Raw genomic sequence first — 16,614 nt, 5'->3', positions numbered from 1 at the left:
CCGCCTCATGGAGGCGGTGCCTTTATCTTGCCTTACGCGCCCTGCCCCTTCGGACGCGTCCAGCTCGCCCGCTGTTAGCGGTCCGGCTGCTTGACCGGTGCGACGTCCATCCCCAGCGGCACGAAGAGATCGCCGTTTCGCGCGCCGGCGCGAACACCATTTTGCAGGAAAAACAGCGAGCGCCCCGAGGGCGCATTTTGCCCGCCTGGAGCGACAGATTGGCCGCTGGATTTCTTCATGTCGGTGGCCGAAACACCGGCCGCCGCGAGTTGCTTGAGATAGTCGACGGTCTCTTTCGGCAGCGGCTTGCCGCGCTTCAGATGCGCCTCGTAGCGCTCGGGGCCGGCGTTGTAAGCGGCAAACAGGCCGGGGAACCCGAAACGGTCATACATGGCGCGGAGATAGGCCGTGCCGGCCAGGATGTTGTCGCGCGGATCGTGTGGATCGGCGCCCAGGCCCTGCTCGGTACGCATCTCCGAATAGGTGTCGGGCATCAGCTGCATGAGGCCCATGGCGCCGGCGCGCGAGGTGATTGGGCGGCCGCCGAGCATGGTCCTGCCCCTGCTTTCGGCATCGATCACGGCGTAAATCCAGGCCTGAGGAATACGGAAACGCTTGCTTGCTTCGGCAACGAAGTGCTGCCACTTTCCAAGCTGCGGACTTTGGGAGATGGCGACCGGCTCAGCGCCGGTCGAGGCGGAACAGGCGCATGGCGCGACAGCGATCATGCCAAGCATCAGGAGGGTCACTCGGTCCATAGCGGCACGAGCCTCCCGATGACATTCGCGGCCGGCACCGGCCCGAAATAGCGGCTGTCGAAAGAGCGTGGCGCCTCGCCGTTCAGCACGAAGAATTCGTCGTCGGCGAGCGCGCGGCAGCCGCTCCACCAGGGCAGCGGACGGCCTTGGCTGTCGGTTGCGAGCCGACGCGCGACGATCTTGCCGCCGATGATGATCGCCTTGCTGAAGGCGCAGACACATTCGTGCGGCAGCGCGGCAATGTGCTTTACAAGGGGAACGCCGCGCGGGAGATAGCCGCGTTCGGCAGCGAGGCCGGCGATGGCTTCGGGTGCGCCGGTGAGCACCAGGTCGCCGCGTGCGGGCGCTCCCGCCATGACGCGATAGAGGCCGACCGGCGCGCTCGCCGATGCGTTCCAGATCAGCCAGGGCGACGGGTTTGCAAGGGGGCCAAAGGCAATGAGGCCCAGGGCAATCGCGGTCGCGGCTATCGCCTTTGTCGCGCGAACGCGACGCAGGCGGCTGCCGGTCAGACGGATGGAGGGACGCCGGCTCATGGGCGGCCTCCATCGCCGGAGCCGGTTACCTTCTGGCCTTTCGACCACTCGTCGAGCTCGTCGATGTGGTAGCGCACATAACGGCCATGCTTGCGGAATTTCGGGCCGCCGCCGTTAAGCCGCATCTTTTCCAGCGTGCGCTGGGAGAGCCCTATGTAGAAGGCGGCTTGGGCTGTGTTGAGAAACGGACTGCCCTTCTTGGCGCGGGCGGCGCGTTCGTTTTCGTCATCCATGATTGTCCTCGTGTCGCTTAAGGAGAAGCGACGGCGAGGATGGGCGAACGAGGGCGCCCCGGGGACGGGCGAAGAGTGGGAGGCGAGTTTTCGCCGCTCCTGTGGGAAGAGCCCCGCGCCGGCTGCGGCGCGGGGCTCGGGTCGGCCGATCAGTCGGCCGGGTTCCAGATGATGGCGTAGGTGTCGTCATCGTCCTGGCCGGCGGCGCGGCCCAGATTGGCGTAGAGCTTGCGGGGCCCGAACTCCGGCGCGGCAATCGACAGGCTCACATAATCCTTGCCGGACGTTTCGCCGGTGCGGATCCAGCCGGCGCCAACTTCGACCCCTTGCGTCAGCACCCGGTAGTCGGGATGGTTGTCGGCGCTCTTGGCCTGGTTGGGGATGATGTCGATGTCGGCGCGGACGCTGAGGGTCTTGAGCTGGCCCTTGTAGGCGCCGTTTTCCTGCTTGTTGACGTAACCGATCGCGGTCATTTCGAAGTCTCCTTTTGCTGTCGCCGGGGACCATCCCCTGCGATGGCGGACCGTGATGGACGCGTCCGGAGCGCCTGAACCCGACAGGCCGAAGCGCCAGCGGAGGACCCGAGCAGGCAGCTTTTTTGAAGCGGAGCGGCGCGAGGAAGCCGCCGCAGGCGGCGGGGAAAAAGCTGCTGGCGAGGGTTTCGGGCGGCCGGACCCGTCTATAGGTCAACAAGCCAGCCGCAGGGGATGGTCCTGGCAGGGAGCATGGAGATCGTGGCAAGCGCGGTCGCTGCAGCCAAGCCAGGAGAGCCGGGATTTGCGGGACTGCGGGCTGATGCCGTGGCATGCCAACAAGAGATCGTGCCTACGGGTCTGGCGCCAGAACAGGCATGCAACGGGCTGATCGATCCGCGGGATCAAGGCGGCTTGCAGGGCTGGATTGTGCCGGGGGACGCGGGGGCCAAAGGTCTCGAACATGCGGCCAGTGCGACCGGGGTACTTTGCCGGGCGGCGGCCAACCTGGCAGCCGCCGCCCAGCGTGACGCCTATTGGCAGCCGAACAGGGACCGGACCCGCACCCATTGATCGGCGGTGGGCAAGCCGCCTCGCTGCGTTTAGCTTTCGACCGGGAATTTCATCCAGCGCGGCAGCCAGCTTCCCACCTTCTCGCGGCCGCTCTCGCCGGAAAGAAAGTCGCGGATGATCGTCTTTTGCGTCCTCACCTTCTCGGCGACATTGCCGTCCGCGACATGCTTGCCGCCGAGTTCGGCAAGCATGGAATTGGCGATTTCCTTGTCGCGCAACAGGTCGAAGAAGGCGTCGTCCGGTTGCCAGCAAGCGGCGAGGTCGACATGCAGATGATTGCCGAGCGCCTCGACGACGGCGCTGCCGGCTTCAAGCGTCTCGGCCATGACTATTGCGAGGACGCGCAGGACATCGTCGTCGGACAGCGTCAGCAGATGCGCAAACAGGGTCGCAGTGCCGATGCCGCCGCCATTGCCGCCGGCGATTGTACCATCTTCGTCGGATCGTCCAAGCAGCGCCAGGACCGCACGCCGCTTATTCGCGAAGGCGGCCTCGGCCTTGCAGGCTGCGAGGCTCGCGGCCACAGTCTGGTTGGCGGCGCGCTGCGGCTCGATGCGCACCTGCCACAGGCTTGAGCCGGCGATCGCATGCGCCACCATCAGGCGAAGTGCTGCTGCCGGATGGTCGAGGAGCGCCAAGCGCACGGCGGCATGACGGTGCAGATCGACATAGTTCTGCATCGGTCCGGTGAGTTCGGGCCGCGCGGGTTTGTCCGGGGTCCCGGCCTCTGCGGCCTCGCTTTGATCGCGGGCGCGGCGGGCTTCCTTGCGCGATAGCCAGCCCTCTTGAGACCCGACCTCGCCGTGATGCGAGACTGACATAAAGACCTTGCCGCCCTTCTTCTTCGGCGTCTTTTCGTAGTCCCATGCGTGGAAATGCTGTCCCGGCTCGAGCACGATCACGTCGCTCCATCCGGCCTCACGATAGGCATCGCGTCTGGCGGCGATGGCCTCATTCTGCTTGAGCCAGAACAGGTCGGCGTCGGCAAAATAGCTTTCCTCGCCGAACAGATCGGAGACGATCAGGCCGGGATAATCCTCGATGGCAAACAGCGCCACCTTGGTCGAGATCGACTGGCCGCCGAACAGCCATTGCTTCAATTGACAGCCGCGCGGCGCGCGGCTGTCGGGGTCGGCAAAGAGCGCGAGCCAGTCCTTCTGCTGCGCCTTCGAGGCCATGGTGAGATGGCGCACCGTCTCGGCGTCGATTTCCTCGCGGCGATAGGCTTCGCGAATCCTAGGCAGAAGCTCGCCGAGCGCCAGAATGCGCTTCACCTGATGCTGGGTGAGGCCGAAAGTGGCCGCGATATCGGCAATGGTGCGACCTTCCCTGATGAGGCGGGTAAAGGTTTCCCATTGCGAGACCTCGTCGGGATCGAGGCGGGCGATATTTTCGATCAGGGAGGCTTCGAGCGCGTCGGCGTCGTCACCATCCTCCATGATGGCGCATGGCAGCGGCTCGGCCTCGCCGCGTTCGCCGGCGACGGTCTTGGCGGCGAAATACCGTCGCCCTCCGGCAACGATCTCGAACGTTTCGGGCGAGCCGTTGGGCCGCACCAGTAGCGGAACGAGGACGCCGCGCGCGCACCGACGGCAGGATGTCGGAGATGTCGGGCGCGCGTTTGGAATGTCGCATGTTGGCGGCGGCGACGCTCAATTGGTCAATGGAAACGTGGGCAAGCTGCATGGTCTTTCTCCTTTGCTGTTGCCTGAAAGTGCCTGACCGCGAGGCCGCAGGCCGAGCGGCGCGACGGTTTTGCGCCGGATGGCGCTATTGTTCCGCCCGGTCGGGCGGAAGCTCGGGAAGGGGAAGCGAGAGGGCGGCGGCGGCCTGCCGCAAGAGCCGTTCGGCCTCGGTGATGTGGCCGCATAGGCGAGCGGCTTCGGGATAGACAGAGAGCGGAAACCGTGCCTTGAAATACAGGTCGCGCTCGATGCCCAAGCCAAGCGGCCCCTTGAGCGCTTGGAGCTCGGCAAGGCTGACGCTGCCGAGTTCGGGGAAGCCGAAACCGAGATCACAAAGGCCGAAGAGTGTATCGCCATCGGCGTCGAGCTCGCTCAGAAGCCAGGTGGCGGCGCCGACCGGATTGAACAGTTTCACGACCGGAACATGGTCGGTTTCGGTCTCGGCAGCGCCATTGGCGAGCAGAACAAGGCGCAGTTCGTCGGTGATCAGGATCATTGCCGCTTTCCTTCAAAACGGTTGGTGCTGATTGAGAGCGGCTGAGACAAACACGCCGACATCGAGCGGCTTGTGCGCCGCGCGGCCACATCGCGCGCCATCAGAAGCACAAGCCTGTCGCGCATGGGGATCAGGCGCGCTCATGCGGCGATCTCGGCATGCGCGTCGCCTTCGACGTCGGCATTGAAGCCGAGCAGGAGATCGGCGGCTTTCGAGGCATGGCTGGCGGCGCGGAAGATGGCGCGATTGTCCTCGCGCAGGACCGTCAGCCATGAGCCGATATAATCGGCATGGCGCACGGTGGGCTCGATGCCGATAGTGCTGCAGACGAAGGCTGCGCAGATTTCAGCGACCAGTTCCTCGCGCGCATAGGCCTTGCAGCCGAACGAGCCGGAGAGGTCGCGCGCAAGGCGCGTCGGGTGGCCAGTCCAGTGGCCAAGCTCGTGAAAGCAGGTGCGGTAATAGTTGATCTGCTGAAAGAAGGCCGGTTGCGGCGGCACCTGAATGAAGTCGCTGCCCGGCATGTAGAAAGCGCGATCGCCCCCGATGCGGACATCCGCGCCGGTTGCACGAATGAGCGTCTCGGCCTGCGGGATTATCTGGCGCGACGGCAGCGGTTCGGCGGCGGCATGGAGATGTTCGGGCAGGTTGTCGCACTGAGCGACATTGAAGACGGTGAAGCGCTTCAGGTAAGGCACCGCCTGTGGTTCGTCGCCATCAGCCCTGGCGCGTTCCTTTTCGTTTTGCGGAACAAAGCGGTCGGCATGAACGATGGTCGTGCCGCGCTCGCCTTTTCTGACATTGCCGCCAAGGGCAAGCGCCTGCCGGAAGGTCAGCCAGTTCTGGCTGGCATAGCTGCGCTCGATGACCGCGCCCCACAGGATGAGGATGTTGATGCCGGAGTAGCGGCGCTCGGTGGCCGCGTTCCTGGGCAGGCCGGGACCTGCCTTCGCGCTTCCCCAGGGCTTGACCCATGGCACGATGCCGCGCTCGAGCTCGGCGATGATGCGGTCCGTGATCTCTTGATAAAGGCTGGCGCCTGAGCGCCCGCCCCTGCTTGCGCCAGCCTTTCGGCTGCCGGAACGTTTGTTGGTTGAACGCATGCGCTGCTCCTCCGCTCGCCAAATCGCGCCCTCCCCCGGAAGCGGGGTGGGCGGCGAAAACGACCGGAAAGGCCCGCCGTGAAAGGCGGACCGCATCCGAAGGACCGGAACGCAGAGGAGGACCCGAAGCGCAGCGAAGGGTTGCGGGATGCCGCGGCGGGCCTAGAAGGGAGAGCCGCCCACCGCGCGCCACCGGGGAAGGCCACAATGAAACCACGCCGGCCAATCGGCCGGCGGCCGTCAGCAGCCGCCAGGCTGCCCGAGCCAGGGGGCGAAGCCGGATGGCCGAGACCGCCCGAGCCTGCCGAGGAAAAAGCGGGCTCGGTGAACGAGCACCCGGCGCGCGCCTTCAGGCGCGCGGGCGCCACTCGGGTCCGCGACGATTGGAGCTGCGGTTTGGCATTAGCAATGCCGTATAGTCAGCCGCTGCCATGTTTCGCTTCCGAGCCCCCGCCGGTCAGGCCCGGCGCGTGCTGACCTACCTCGCTAGAGGGCCGGTCCATCCCAAATTGCCGCAGGTGACTTAGCGTCAAGACTCAAGTATCGGTGCTGCGTACACTCTCATCTAGCCGGCGTCCATTTCAGGCAACCTCCACCAGACGGCGCCGGCCTTTTTTCCTATTCGTCCCGCCAGATCTCCCAACGCCGAGCGCCGGAGGCAGATCGTGTGCTGCTCGAGTTGGGTGGAATAGCTCTGCGCTGATCCATTCGCGGCTCTTGCACTGCTGGCATCGAACCTTTTCCCTCACCTCATCGATCGTGAACTTGCCGATCACCTCCCGCAGCTCGAGCGGCTTGTAGCAGCGCGTGATGTTGCACCGTGCGACCCACTGCCGATCAAGCCGCGCTGTTCTTGATCACGCGCAGTTCGTGGTTCCCCAACCGCCGGGAAGCGGCTGCCCTATCATTGCCGATCGTGTGCTGAGCGAAGTCGAAATCGGGCAAGGTCGGCCGAGAAGATAACCCTGGATCGCATCACAGGCTTCTCCCCGAAGGAAAGTCAATTCCGCGTCGGCTTCGACGCCCTCTGCCAAGACGGGGAGCTTGAGACCCCGGGCGAGGCCAAAGACAGCACGCATGACGGCAGCCGCCTCGTCGCTGCTATCTACCGCCCGCACTAGAGACTGGTCGGCTTTGATCTTGTCGAACGGGAAGGCCCGCAAATTCGACAGCGACGAGTACCCGGTGCCGAAATCATCCATTGCGATTTGGACCCGAAGGCCTTTGAGCTGGCGCAGCGCGGCGAGCGCGCGCCCTTATGTCCTTGATCAGGCAAGTTTCGGTAATTTCCAGCTCGAGGCGGAAGGAATCGAGACCGGTCTCTTTCAGCACTGCCCCGACCAACTCGGATAAATTCCCGCCATGGAGTTGCATGGCCGAAACGTTGACGCTGATTGCCAGCGGTTGTTGCCAGCTTGCCGCTTCGGCGCAGGCGGTCCACAGCACCCATTCACCGATCTTCAGAATGGCGCCACACTCCTCCGCGATCGGGACGTACACCGCCGGCGGAACGGCGCCGCGTTCCGGATCATCCCACCGGAGCAGCGCTTCGAAACCAAAGATTTCGTTGGACAAGAGTTCCGCCTGCGGTTGATAGACGAGGTGCAGTTGCTTGCGCGAGAACGCATGACGGACGTCGTGCTCGAACTGGCGACGATCGCGCAGATGCTCACCCATGGATGGCTCGAAAACGCAACAGACGCCCCGCCCCTGCATTTGGCCTCATAGAGCGCGGCATCGGCATGGCTCAAAAAACGCTGCCATCGGGTGCATCGTTCGGGAATACAGCGATGCCTATGCTGGTGCCGATGGTGACGCCGGCGGGCAGGTTGGCGCCTGCGTCATTGAATGCGTCCAGGATGGCTTCAGCAGTGCGCGTCGCATAGCCCGCGCTCGGCAGACCGGGAACAATCACAGCGAACTCGTCGCCGCCCAAGCGCGCAACCATTTGCCCGGGCTTAAGGATGCCCCGGATCTTCTCGGCCACACACTGCAGCACGGCGTCTCCGACGACATGGCCGAAGAGGTCGTTGATCTCCTTGAAGCGGTCGAAATCGAGGAAGAGCACGGCAAGACACCGCTCAGTGTCGAGATGTGCCGTAAGCTCTGCCTCGAGCTTTTCGTTGAAGCTCGTGCGGTTCGGAAGCTTGGTCAAGGGGTCGTGGTGGGCAAGGAAGTGAATTTCCTCCTCCGCCCGCTTGCGCCCGCGAATGTCGCGCACGGCAAACACCTGATGCGGCTTACCGGCATAAAGGATGCTGTGCCGGATCAGCTCCACGGGGACCATCGTGCCGTCCGTCGCGCATAGCTCCACCTCCAGCGGCGTTTGCGCGGTGCCTGTGAGTTCGCCTGGGGAGGCCGTGGGAAAGAAGGACGTGAGCGGGCGTCCGACCGGTTGCGAGCCGTCGACGCAGTCAAGCGCTGCGAAACTGCGATTGGCAGCCACGATCTCGGTTTTGTCGCACACGATCAGCCCCTCGACGGCCGCGTCGACCAGCTCCTGCATACGCGTTATCTAGCCGGCGCGGCGGAGATCACGCACATCGAGGGCGAGGCCGATGATGGCCAAAAGGATGATGACGACAGAACGAGGGCCACGCCAGCCGCCATCCAATCCGCGGGCAACGCCGTTGCGGAAACGACAGTGCGTGGATCTGGCATGATAGCCGCCGCTCCCAAACCCGTTTTTCAGCGATAGGTATGAACTGGGACGGGGAGATCGTGCCAAGGGTCGGATGCCGCCACCGCAGAAGCGCTTCATACCCCCGGACGCTATCGCTTCCGAGGTCGAGAAAAGGGTTGGAATGCGAGCCAAAGCTTGGTCATTGGCCAGCGCAGATTTCAGATCGCGTTCGAGGACATGGCGCCTCGTGCAGCTTCATCGTCGTTTGCGCTGAAAAACTGGATGGACCCCGCCCCCAGCGTCTTGGCCCTGTATAGCGCGGTGTCCACGCACCGCAGGAGTTGGATGGCATCCAAACCGTCAGCGGGCGCCAAAGCGATGCCTATAGACGCCCTGCAAGATATTTCGCGCCTTTCGATCAGAAATGGGTCGCGCATGGCATTTACTATCTGTTTGGCCAAGGACCTGATCTGATCTGGCCTGACATCGCGCGTAGCAGTTATTGCAAATTCGCCGCCCACCAATCTGGCAATGCCATTGCTCTCCCGCAGAGTACGGCGACTACGCCGCAGATGCTGCCGCTCATCGAGCTCGAGTGGCCGCCGAGTTCGAAGAAGTTTTCGTGGCGCCCGACCCGCTCGACCCCGAGAAGCTCCGCCCAGATCTCTGCCACGCCGTCACGACCGCGCCGCGCGGCGCCCTCATAGGCCGCCCGCGCATAGGCCTCGTCGCGCCGGCAGCGCCTTGCGGTCGAGCTTGCCGTTCGTCGTCAAGGGCAGCGCCGCCAGCCGCACGAACGCAGCCGGTACGAGCCGGCCTCGGGCCGGCCCACGATATAGGCGACAAGATGCTTGTCGCTGGCGCGGTCCTGGCGCGCCACCACCACCGCCTCGCGCATCCAGGCGTGCTCGATCAGCCGCGCCGCGATCTCGCCCGGCTCGATGCGGAAGTCCTGGTGACGTTGCCCCCAAGTTTTATCCAATCCTGAGTTCGCTCCGGCGATCTATGTTGCCCTGTTGGGCGGTTTGAGCGACGGGCACAGGCGCGGAGCTGATCACGGTGCGCAGCGCTGTGTCCCGTCGCGGGGTGAAGGTGTGGGCGAACTCGAAGGGGGTCTGCCATCCGAGCCGCGAATGTGGGCGATTGAAGTTGTAATCTGTCCGCCAACTGGCCAAGACCGCGCGAGCCTGTGCCAATGAGGTGAACAGCGTCTCGTTCAGCAGTTCGTCACGGAGGCGACCGTTGAAGCTCTCGATGAAGCCGTTCTGCATTGGCTTGCCCGGCGCGATATAATGCCAGTCCACGCGGCTTGCATCGGCCCAGGCAAGGATCGCATTGCTGGTCAGTTCGCTGCCATTGTCACTGACCACCATCTTCGGCTTGCCGCGTTCGATCACGAGCCGATCGAGTTCGCGGGCAACCCTCACGCCGGACAGAGACGTATCCGCGACCAACCCCAGGCACTCGCGCGTGCAGTCGTCGACGACGGTCAATATCCGGAAGCGACGGCCATCGGTCAGCTGATCCGACACGAAGTCCAGTGACCAACGGTCGTTGGGTGCAACGGGGACCATCATCGGTGCCCGCGTTCCAATGGCTCGCTTGCGGCCGCCACGGCGCCGAACGGCAAGCCTCTCCTCGCGATAGAGCCGGAACAGACGCTTGTGATTGACCACATAACCTTCCCGCCGCAGCAGCACGTGCAGGCGGCGATAGCCGAAGCGCCGGCGCTCATGCGCGATCGCCTTCATCCGCTCCCGCAGGTCACCATCGTCGCCACGGCTCGCCTTGTGGCGAACCGTCATCCGACAGCAGCCGATGGTCTTGCACGCCCGCCGCTCGCTCATCTCGAATGCCGTTCGAAGATGCGCGACAGCCTCTCGCTCGGCAGCGGGCGTCACCATTTTTTTTCCGAGAAGATCTTTCAAAGCGGCATTGTCGAGCATGGCGTCCGCCAGGAGCCGCTTCAGACGAGCGTTCTCATCCTCCAGCGTCTTCAGCCGCTTCGCTTCCGACACGTCCATGCCGCTATACTTCGCCTTCCATTTGTAGATGCTGGCGTCGCTGACCCCGTGCTTGCGGCACAGATCGGCCACCGAAACTCCGGCCTCATGCTCCTTCAAAATCCCGATGATCTGCTCTTCACTGAAACGGCTGCGCTTCATTCTCTGGTCCTCGCGTTGGGCCAGAGCGAACTTCAAACCGGATTAAGCCAAAGGGGCAACGTCAGCGGATGTCACCTGGTCGTCGTTGCGGCCCAAAAACTCCAGATAGCCGTCGGCAGATAGCGAGCCAGGTCGCCGGTCTTGTCGCTGCTGCCGATCCTTCAGAAGGCTTTGGCGATGTTTCGTCCTCTTTTGTCAGAACCGCACGCCAACCCTTGCGGTGACGCCATGCTCTTGCACGGAGGAAGCAATTTGACCCTCATAAGAGACCGCGAGGCTGGCATTGGCCGCCAGACGGAAGTCCAGCCCGACCTCGAGGATGGCAGCGTCCTTGGCGACCGGCGTGCCGCTGATCGCAAAGTTCTGGCCGCCGGCGAAGCCATGCGCGGCCCGCGGCACCACATCGCCAAAGGCATGCCGCCAGCCAAGCGTCCCATATGACTTGACGGCCACGCCGCCAACGACGAAGTCGCTACCGGCATGAAGCCCAAGCGTGGTGTACGTCACGTCGCCGCTGCTGCTGCTGCTCGTTAACCCGGCGCCGTTCGTGTCCTTCTCCCGGTAGCCGTCCGTCTTGAGATGCACATGCGCCAGATTGGCGAAAGGCTCGAAGCGGGCAAACTCGTAGCTCAGCTCATAGCCTGCCTCGCCGAAGGCCTGCGCCGAACGGGCATCATAGGAGGCTGTCGCCTTATCGGCAAAGCTTTGAAACACAACCCCCCGGCCGGTGTCGATCGAATGCCAGCTATGCGCCGCCCCAAAATTCAAAGATAACGCCTCGATTCGGGTACCGGCATAAAGGGCAAGCGTGTAATTGTCCGCTTCGGCCGATGCGGCGCGCGCATCGACCTCGTAGGAGGAATGACCATAACCGCCCGCAAGGCCTAGGCGCCAATCGCCAAGTAAGACATCCCCGCCCGCCAAAAAGCCGCGCGCCGAGCGGTGATAACCGGCCGCATTGCCATCGCCGTCGGCAGTTCCCCAGGCGCCGTAGGCCTGGCTCCAAACAGCAAACCGTTGCGTATCGGCGCAAACCGGCTCCACCCCGTCCGGCCCATAGGCCATCACAGGCACGGATGAGGCCCCCACCCCGTCAAACGCCGCACGCAGACGCTCCATCACGGCATCGCGCGCATAAGAACTCTCCCCTATCAGCGCACCCTTAACCGTCGCATGAATCTCACCCGACAGCGGCGCCCAGGCGTGGCCGGCCGAGGCCTTGCTCAAATTGAGAACAGCAAGCAGCAGCGGATCGAGCGGGGTCGCCGGCAGAGCCTGTACAGTGGGCGATGGCAGCGCCAGCGCCAGTTCTGGCGTGGCGTCCGCCTGAGGCTCTCCCGCCGGCGTCGCTTGGCCGGGTGATGTCGGGGACGGCGTCAGGGGAAAGGCATTTTCCAGCGCCGCCACAACCGCCATCTCGTTCGGCGTTGCCGCCGTCGAGGCCAGCGCCACCTGGTTGCGCGACAATGTCAGCCCGACATCATGGGTCCGGTGATCAAGCGACGGATCCAGAAACGCAAGGTCCGAGGTTGTTTTGTCAAATTGACCATTCACCCCCCGGTCGCAGTCAGGATCTGATAGCGCGTCTCCGGCTTATAAAGCCATCCCGCCGGCACCTTGACCGTGCCGCCAATGAGCGTGACCGTGCCGGTGGTCTCGATCCGATCGCTTGCGCCGAGGGAATTGACCTCAACCGCATAGGTCGAGCCTTTCTCAAAGCGAACACCCACATCGCCAACCTTAAGCGTGCCGATCGGCTGCGCCACACTGCCCGGCTCAACCGTCCCGCCCGCTTTTGCAATCAATCCACCGATCGTGCCGGTGCCGCCAATCGTCCCGCCGGTCGTGCCCTGTTCGGTCTGCTTGTCGTCGTGCGGCGTATAGTATTCGACCTCTTTGCCAATGCCGCTGCCATCCACCGTCACGGTCGAGGTGATCGATCCATCCACCGACAGCTTGCCGCCGCGTACCCAAGTGCTGCCCGCATAGGTGTTCTTCCCAGTCACAATGAGATGTCCGTCGCCAAGCTTCTCCAGACTGTCGACATAGGTCTTGCCCGTCACCGGATCCTTGCCGCGTGTCTGCATGGCCTTCTCGCGAGTGAGGATGATATTCGTCAGGTTTTTTTTGTCATCCTCGGTGAATGCTTTACCATTCTCTCCCTGACTGCTTTGTAGAAGCTGGCGCAGAGTTGCTTGTTCTTTTAGATCGTCATCCTTTCGCGCTCTGATCGCCTCATCGGAAATGTCGTTCGCCCAGGTGTCGGACATTCCCTTCGGCAAGCCCGCCGCAAAATGCCCCAATAACTGGCCGGGACCGGCCATCGCCTTCTTCAGGTCGGGAAGCCCCCAGCCGCCAAGTTCATTCGGAATCCGACTGTCGCCATTCTTCACCGAGGTAAGAAAATCAAAGGTCTTATCACCACGTTTGGGTACTTCGCGATCTGGATCGGCAATCTTGTTTTGAGCTGTCGTGAGCAGTGTTGTGACAGCCTCTTCGTTGCTCATATAGCGATATCGGCTCATGACAAGGGCAAGAGCCCCGGAAATGTGGGGGAAGCTGCCGATGTGCCGTTGGCATTGTCCATGTAGTTGCCATCTGTCTTGGTTGAGCTCATGCCAGAGGGACCCATGATACACCACCACTTTGCCACGCCGCATTTATTATAGACTTGGCTCCCTGTTTCGTCGTAGCCGCTAACAGCCAACCACTTCCTTTCTACATCCGGATTAAAAAACGGCTGACTGGCAAACAAGTCAGGATTAGCAGACTTGCTATCGTTGCCGTTAGAGACCACCTGAACAAAACCATGCTGCCTGGCCCCTTTGACCGCTGCATCAAGCCAGGTTTTGGTTCCTCCCGTCCGGAGCTTCCAGAAATTCCTGGAGGCAAAAACCAAGTCGGAAATGCTACCTGTACGTCTCTCCGAAAGAATAGCTGAATCGCTTCCCCAACTCTCATTGACCACTCTTACATTTTTTTTGCCGAGCGCATCGAACGTCGATTTGAAGAAGTTGAAGTCGAGGGCCGGATTGTTGGAGCCCTGCTGTAGATCGTCACGCCCGCCCGTATTGGCAACATAGAAGGGCGAATCGAAAGCGACGCCGTGCATTTTTTTGTTGTCGCGGCTCGCGACGATCAGCCCTGTCATTCCAGTTCCGTGACCATCATTGATTTGCGGATTGTACTCGCCGCTCATACCAAATGGTTTGCCCTCCGTGGAAAACCCCTCGACGTAAATGAGATTAAGCCGACCACCACCGAACTCCTGGTGACTAGACAGAATACCGGAATCGAACACTCCAATTCTGACCCCCTTTCCGGTAATGCCCAAAGCATAGGCACCGTCGGCCTTCATTGCCTTCAGTCCCCAATTGCCCTGGAATTCTGGGTCATCGCGCCAGCTTTGCATGGCGGCCTGTAGATCGTAGGTGCCGGTTCCGTCAGCATTGACATACGGCGGCGTTTCCTGCGCCAACGCCCCGGACGAAGCGGTCGCGACCAACAGCACCGCGGCGGCGCTGCGCAAGGAGCGAAGCCTGGCCAGACGAGCACGGCATGGCGCGGCTCTGACCTGCATAGCTCCGGCGCACGCCAGCCTAGATTGCCGTGATCCTTTGCTCCCCCATACAACTCGACCCGTCTGCATCGTCATTCCTTATGTCCTCTGTTGTTCTTGACCGGCGGCACCAAACCGTCAAAGCCGAGCGCGGCGGCGGACGTGAGGAGGCCGCGGCCTTTCGGACGTCGTCAGGTGGGTTTTGCGCCGTTCACATCAAAGCCGGCCAATTCTGTCCCCCACAAGAACTTTAGGGTCTTCCGCAAGCAGTAAACCACGCGCTGAACCGTCCATCGTGCAGTCACCATCGCTCAGTGTTGCAGCACATCTATGTGCAAAGCCTGTGCCAACGCGCTCAGCGACCAGTAAGCGCCTGTTCACTTTGAAAAAGCTCCACAGTGCCGGTGGTAATGAACCTGACATTTTCGTCAATGTTTGTTTTGAACCTGATATTTTGTCTGTCGCTGTCGGATTGTGGACATGCATCGGTTCTGTCGCAAACGGAATGGCAGCCCATATCTGGCACGTCGCGCCCATGCGCTTGACGCAGCCGCAAACACCTGGATCAATTAACAGGTCGGGCTAGCAGCCGCTCATGATCGCGTCGAAGGAGCGCAGCCGGAACAAATCGTGCGTGGCCTGCTCGCTGCCCAGGAGGTGTTCGACAAGGCCGGGTTCACCCCAGATCAGGCAGCGACGGCGCGTTGGCCGCATCGCCTATTCTGTAAGCGGCGATTGTGACGGCCCCCAACCATCCAATTCGATTTTACATCGATCTTTCCGGAGCCGAGAGTACGTTTGCCTGCAATAAGGGTTAGACACGATCCAAAAGTCCGTGTTCTGAATCCCATAGGGGGTTGGGTCCGAAGCTCAATGCAAACCGCCGGCCGAGTTTTGAAGTTTCCCAAAACGCCGGCCCACGCGGAAATGAAGCGCAAGATGGAACTGACCTGATACCATCTGTTCTAGTCCGGGTCGGACGAAGGGTGTCGGGGCCATGGGCATGCCATGCGTACGGTGGAGAAGCAAACATGAAAGCGCCTGCAATACGCCTAGGCGGCGCTCGGCAGACCGGGAACGATCACAGCGAACTCGTCGCCGCCCAAGCACGCAACCATCTGCCCTGGCTTGAGGATGCTCCTGGTCTTCTCGGCCACACACAGCAGCACCGCGTCCCCGACAAGATAGCCGAAGAGGTCGTTGATCTCCTTGAAGCGGTCGAGATCGAGGAAGAGCAAGGCACCGCTCGGTGGCGAGGTGTGCCGTAAACTCGGCCTCCAGCTTTTCGTTGAAGCTCGTGCGGTTTGGAAGCTTGGTCAAGGGATCGTGGCGGGCAAGGATCATTGCATGGCGGAGGTTGCATCCTCCAATATGGCGACACGCTTCGCGAAGCCGAAAAAGGCATTGCGCGATGCACTTACAGGCTTTCGCCCGTCGTATGCATCATAGCATGCCTTCAGGGCGGCTTCGCGGACCAGGTCTCTGCGATCTGGTGGCCATTCAGCGAGGAAATCGACAGCGTCCGCAAGACTGCAATCTCTTGCACGATGTACGCTGCACGTCGTACGAAAAGTGGGCTGCTGAAAGCTTCAGAGTTCATCAATCCTCCCGACCTGCTGAACATCTGGTGCGTGAACAGGCACCTCGTGACATCCGGGACCTAGCAAAGTGTGTTGTCAGGGCGATGACGATCTCAAGAGAAAATAACGGCGTGATGTCCCCCACGCGAGCAAGCCGGCTAGCGCCGGTCTGCCCAAACGAGCGACACGGTGGCGGCTCTGCTGCCGCGGTGGCTCATCAGGTGGCATAGCTACATGGTCCCGACGAAGACCATTGGAACATGGTCCGGCTTTGACCCGCCAACAGAACACGGCTTCATCTCTCCGCCTTGGCTGCGCCGGCCAGGTATGACGAGCGGCCGGCGCAGACCTGCATGGCCACGCCAGACGCATCGGCGAAGCCAATATTCTGCCTGTACGAGCAGCGGAGTTTGACAATGAATAGACGTATCGCGCAGGCCCGGATGTCACGCCATTCTTGTGGCGGACGGCCGTGATCACGTCTGGACAAGCAGCGTGTGTCGCCGACCGTTCATCGTCATATACGCAAACAACTCCTTATAACCGGTGGTCATCATCCAGTTCGCCCGATCGAGATGGCTTCTCGCGGCTTTCCGCGCGCGCACCGCACTTCCGCCGGATCGATGCCCAGGATGACCTGCGCCATCTCCTCATAACCGGCATCGTCGGCGGAGGCGTCCAGGAACCTCAAGTAGGTCTTGAAGTGCTCCTTGTCGTAGGCGGTGAGGCTGTCCGAACCAAGGGACTTCGCTTGAAGACCTGGATCAACGTCTGTATTTCATCACCATATCGGGCTCCGGAAACAACTGGTCGAAGTTTTCGCTTCGACA

The 16,614-nt window shown here is 62.3% G+C and carries 21 protein-coding genes; 1 reads left to right on the top strand and 20 read right to left on the bottom strand.

Features of this window, described 5'->3' with window-relative positions; translation table 11 throughout:
- Positions 1-74 precede the first annotated feature (74 nt).
- The 4 genes from ACIU1A_RS02750 to ACIU1A_RS02735 all read right to left on the bottom strand — a co-directional run bounded on the left by ACIU1A_RS02750 (position 75) and on the right by ACIU1A_RS02735 (position 2,000).
- On the bottom strand, positions 75-758 hold the full coding sequence (locus ACIU1A_RS02750; protein ID WP_404926523.1) for a lytic transglycosylase domain-containing protein: 684 nt from the start codon (positions 756-758) through the stop codon (positions 75-77).
- Positions 746-1,294 carry a S26 family signal peptidase gene (locus tag ACIU1A_RS02745; RefSeq protein WP_404926522.1) on the bottom strand — a complete coding sequence of 183 codons (549 nt, stop codon included), beginning with the start codon at positions 1,292-1,294 and terminating at the stop codon, positions 746-748. The genes ACIU1A_RS02750 and ACIU1A_RS02745 overlap by 13 nt, the downstream gene beginning before the upstream one ends.
- Positions 1,291-1,527 (bottom strand): helix-turn-helix transcriptional regulator, encoded by a 237-nt coding sequence (locus tag ACIU1A_RS02740; protein WP_404926521.1) that lies wholly within the window; start codon positions 1,525-1,527, stop codon positions 1,291-1,293. The genes ACIU1A_RS02745 and ACIU1A_RS02740 overlap by 4 nt, the downstream gene beginning before the upstream one ends.
- 149 nt (positions 1,528-1,676) lie before the next feature.
- Positions 1,677-2,000 carry a DUF736 domain-containing protein gene (locus ACIU1A_RS02735; protein ID WP_013533279.1) on the bottom strand — a complete coding sequence of 108 codons (324 nt, stop codon included), beginning with the start codon at positions 1,998-2,000 and terminating at the stop codon, positions 1,677-1,679.
- A 252-nt stretch (positions 2,001-2,252) separates the two neighbouring features.
- Here ACIU1A_RS02735 and ACIU1A_RS02730 point away from each other — a divergent pair, with 252 nt between their 5' ends.
- Positions 2,253-2,573 (top strand): hypothetical protein, encoded by a 321-nt coding sequence (locus tag ACIU1A_RS02730; RefSeq protein ID WP_404926520.1) that lies wholly within the window; start codon positions 2,253-2,255, stop codon positions 2,571-2,573.
- Between the two features lie 29 nt (positions 2,574-2,602).
- Here ACIU1A_RS02730 and ACIU1A_RS02725 read toward each other — a convergent pair whose 3' ends face one another.
- The 16 genes from ACIU1A_RS02725 to ACIU1A_RS02650 form a co-directional block, all read right to left on the bottom strand.
- The gene (locus tag ACIU1A_RS02725; RefSeq protein WP_404926519.1) at positions 2,603-4,129 is read right to left on the bottom strand and encodes a ParB/RepB/Spo0J family partition protein; all 1,527 of its coding nucleotides are present in this window, start codon (positions 4,127-4,129) and stop codon (positions 2,603-2,605) included.
- A 214-nt stretch (positions 4,130-4,343) separates the two neighbouring features.
- Positions 4,344-4,754 (bottom strand): DUF2958 domain-containing protein, encoded by a 411-nt coding sequence (locus tag ACIU1A_RS02720; protein ID WP_404926518.1) that lies wholly within the window; start codon positions 4,752-4,754, stop codon positions 4,344-4,346.
- A 140-nt stretch (positions 4,755-4,894) separates the two neighbouring features.
- Positions 4,895-5,857, bottom strand: a complete 963-nt coding sequence (locus ACIU1A_RS02715; protein ID WP_404926517.1) for an ArdC family protein — start codon at positions 5,855-5,857, stop codon at positions 4,895-4,897.
- Positions 5,858-6,714: 857 nt separating this feature from the next.
- Positions 6,715-7,059, bottom strand: coding sequence for an EAL domain-containing protein (locus ACIU1A_RS02710; protein WP_404926516.1), 345 nt, complete (start codon positions 7,057-7,059; stop codon positions 6,715-6,717).
- Positions 7,052-7,534: an EAL domain-containing protein gene (locus tag ACIU1A_RS02705; protein ID WP_404926515.1), complete on the bottom strand. Its 483-nt coding sequence runs from the start codon at positions 7,532-7,534 to the stop codon at positions 7,052-7,054. The genes ACIU1A_RS02710 and ACIU1A_RS02705 overlap by 8 nt, the downstream gene beginning before the upstream one ends.
- 70 nt (positions 7,535-7,604) lie before the next feature.
- On the bottom strand, positions 7,605-8,363 hold the full coding sequence (locus ACIU1A_RS02700) for a diguanylate cyclase domain-containing protein (RefSeq protein WP_404926514.1): 759 nt from the start codon (positions 8,361-8,363) through the stop codon (positions 7,605-7,607).
- 28 nt (positions 8,364-8,391) lie between these two features.
- Complete coding sequence (locus ACIU1A_RS02695) at positions 8,392-8,607, bottom strand: hypothetical protein (protein WP_404927837.1); 216 nt, start codon at positions 8,605-8,607, stop codon at positions 8,392-8,394.
- A 91-nt stretch (positions 8,608-8,698) separates the two neighbouring features.
- On the bottom strand, positions 8,699-9,001 hold the full coding sequence (locus tag ACIU1A_RS02690) for a diguanylate cyclase domain-containing protein (protein ID WP_404927836.1): 303 nt from the start codon (positions 8,999-9,001) through the stop codon (positions 8,699-8,701).
- A complete protein-coding gene (locus ACIU1A_RS02685; protein ID WP_404926513.1) occupies positions 8,980-9,153 on the bottom strand; it encodes a phosphopantetheine-binding protein in 174 nt (57 codons plus the stop codon). Before ACIU1A_RS02685 ends, ACIU1A_RS02690 begins: the two co-directional genes overlap by 22 nt.
- A 96-nt stretch (positions 9,154-9,249) precedes the next feature.
- Complete coding sequence (locus ACIU1A_RS02680) at positions 9,250-9,462, bottom strand: hypothetical protein (protein WP_404926512.1); 213 nt, start codon at positions 9,460-9,462, stop codon at positions 9,250-9,252.
- Entirely contained in the window at positions 9,455-10,645 is a 1,191-nt protein-coding gene (locus ACIU1A_RS02675) for an IS3 family transposase (protein WP_404924977.1), read from the bottom strand. The genes ACIU1A_RS02680 and ACIU1A_RS02675 overlap by 8 nt, the downstream gene beginning before the upstream one ends.
- 195 nt (positions 10,646-10,840) lie before the next feature.
- Positions 10,841-12,199 carry an autotransporter domain-containing protein gene (locus ACIU1A_RS02670; protein WP_404926511.1) on the bottom strand — a complete coding sequence of 453 codons (1,359 nt, stop codon included), beginning with the start codon at positions 12,197-12,199 and terminating at the stop codon, positions 10,841-10,843.
- Positions 12,196-13,152, bottom strand: coding sequence for an autotransporter-associated beta strand repeat-containing protein (locus ACIU1A_RS02665; protein WP_404926510.1), 957 nt, complete (start codon positions 13,150-13,152; stop codon positions 12,196-12,198). Before ACIU1A_RS02665 ends, ACIU1A_RS02670 begins: the two co-directional genes overlap by 4 nt.
- Before the next feature lie 14 nt (positions 13,153-13,166).
- Entirely contained in the window at positions 13,167-14,174 is a 1,008-nt protein-coding gene (locus ACIU1A_RS02660) for a S8 family peptidase (RefSeq protein ID WP_404926509.1), read from the bottom strand.
- A gap of 1,082 nt (positions 14,175-15,256) precedes the next feature.
- Positions 15,257-15,442 carry a diguanylate cyclase domain-containing protein gene (locus ACIU1A_RS02655; RefSeq protein ID WP_404926508.1) on the bottom strand — a complete coding sequence of 62 codons (186 nt, stop codon included), beginning with the start codon at positions 15,440-15,442 and terminating at the stop codon, positions 15,257-15,259.
- Between the two features lie 102 nt (positions 15,443-15,544).
- The gene (locus ACIU1A_RS02650; protein ID WP_404927835.1) at positions 15,545-15,682 is read right to left on the bottom strand and encodes a DUF982 domain-containing protein; all 138 of its coding nucleotides are present in this window, start codon (positions 15,680-15,682) and stop codon (positions 15,545-15,547) included.
- Between the last annotated feature and the right edge of the window lie 932 nt (positions 15,683-16,614).

The sequence above is a fragment of the Mesorhizobium maamorense genome (genome assembly GCF_044998965.1).
In the GTDB taxonomy this organism is placed as follows: domain Bacteria; phylum Pseudomonadota; class Alphaproteobacteria; order Rhizobiales; family Rhizobiaceae; genus Mesorhizobium.
The sequence above is the reverse complement of the archived record's forward strand: the minus strand, read 5'-3'. Positions and strand labels throughout refer to the sequence as shown.

Excerpts from the sequence above, each read along its gene's own strand:
- ACIU1A_RS02720 (WP_404926518.1), bottom strand. The coding sequence starts at position 4,754 with ATGATCCTGATCACCGACGAACTGCGCCTTGTTCTGCTCGCCAATGGC.
- ACIU1A_RS02710 (WP_404926516.1), bottom strand. The coding sequence starts at position 7,059 with ATGGATGATTTCGGCACCGGGTACTCGTCGCTGTCGAATTTGCGGGCC.
- ACIU1A_RS02700 (WP_404926514.1), bottom strand. The coding sequence starts at position 8,363 with ATGCAGGAGCTGGTCGACGCGGCCGTCGAGGGGCTGATCGTGTGCGAC.
- ACIU1A_RS02675 (WP_404924977.1), bottom strand. The coding sequence starts at position 10,645 with ATGAAGCGCAGCCGTTTCAGTGAAGAGCAGATCATCGGGATTTTGAAG.
- ACIU1A_RS02730 (WP_404926520.1), top strand. The coding sequence starts at position 2,253 with ATGGAGATCGTGGCAAGCGCGGTCGCTGCAGCCAAGCCAGGAGAGCCG.
- ACIU1A_RS02705 (WP_404926515.1), bottom strand. The coding sequence starts at position 7,534 with ATGGGTGAGCATCTGCGCGATCGTCGCCAGTTCGAGCACGACGTCCGT.
- ACIU1A_RS02735 (WP_013533279.1), bottom strand. The coding sequence starts at position 2,000 with ATGACCGCGATCGGTTACGTCAACAAGCAGGAAAACGGCGCCTACAAG.
- ACIU1A_RS02665 (WP_404926510.1), bottom strand. The coding sequence starts at position 13,152 with ATGAGCAACGAAGAGGCTGTCACAACACTGCTCACGACAGCTCAAAAC.
- ACIU1A_RS02750 (WP_404926523.1), bottom strand. The coding sequence starts at position 758 with ATGGACCGAGTGACCCTCCTGATGCTTGGCATGATCGCTGTCGCGCCA.
- ACIU1A_RS02745 (WP_404926522.1), bottom strand. The coding sequence starts at position 1,294 with ATGAGCCGGCGTCCCTCCATCCGTCTGACCGGCAGCCGCCTGCGTCGC.
- ACIU1A_RS02740 (WP_404926521.1), bottom strand. The coding sequence starts at position 1,527 with ATGGATGACGAAAACGAACGCGCCGCCCGCGCCAAGAAGGGCAGTCCG.
- ACIU1A_RS02715 (WP_404926517.1), bottom strand. The coding sequence starts at position 5,857 with ATGCGTTCAACCAACAAACGTTCCGGCAGCCGAAAGGCTGGCGCAAGC.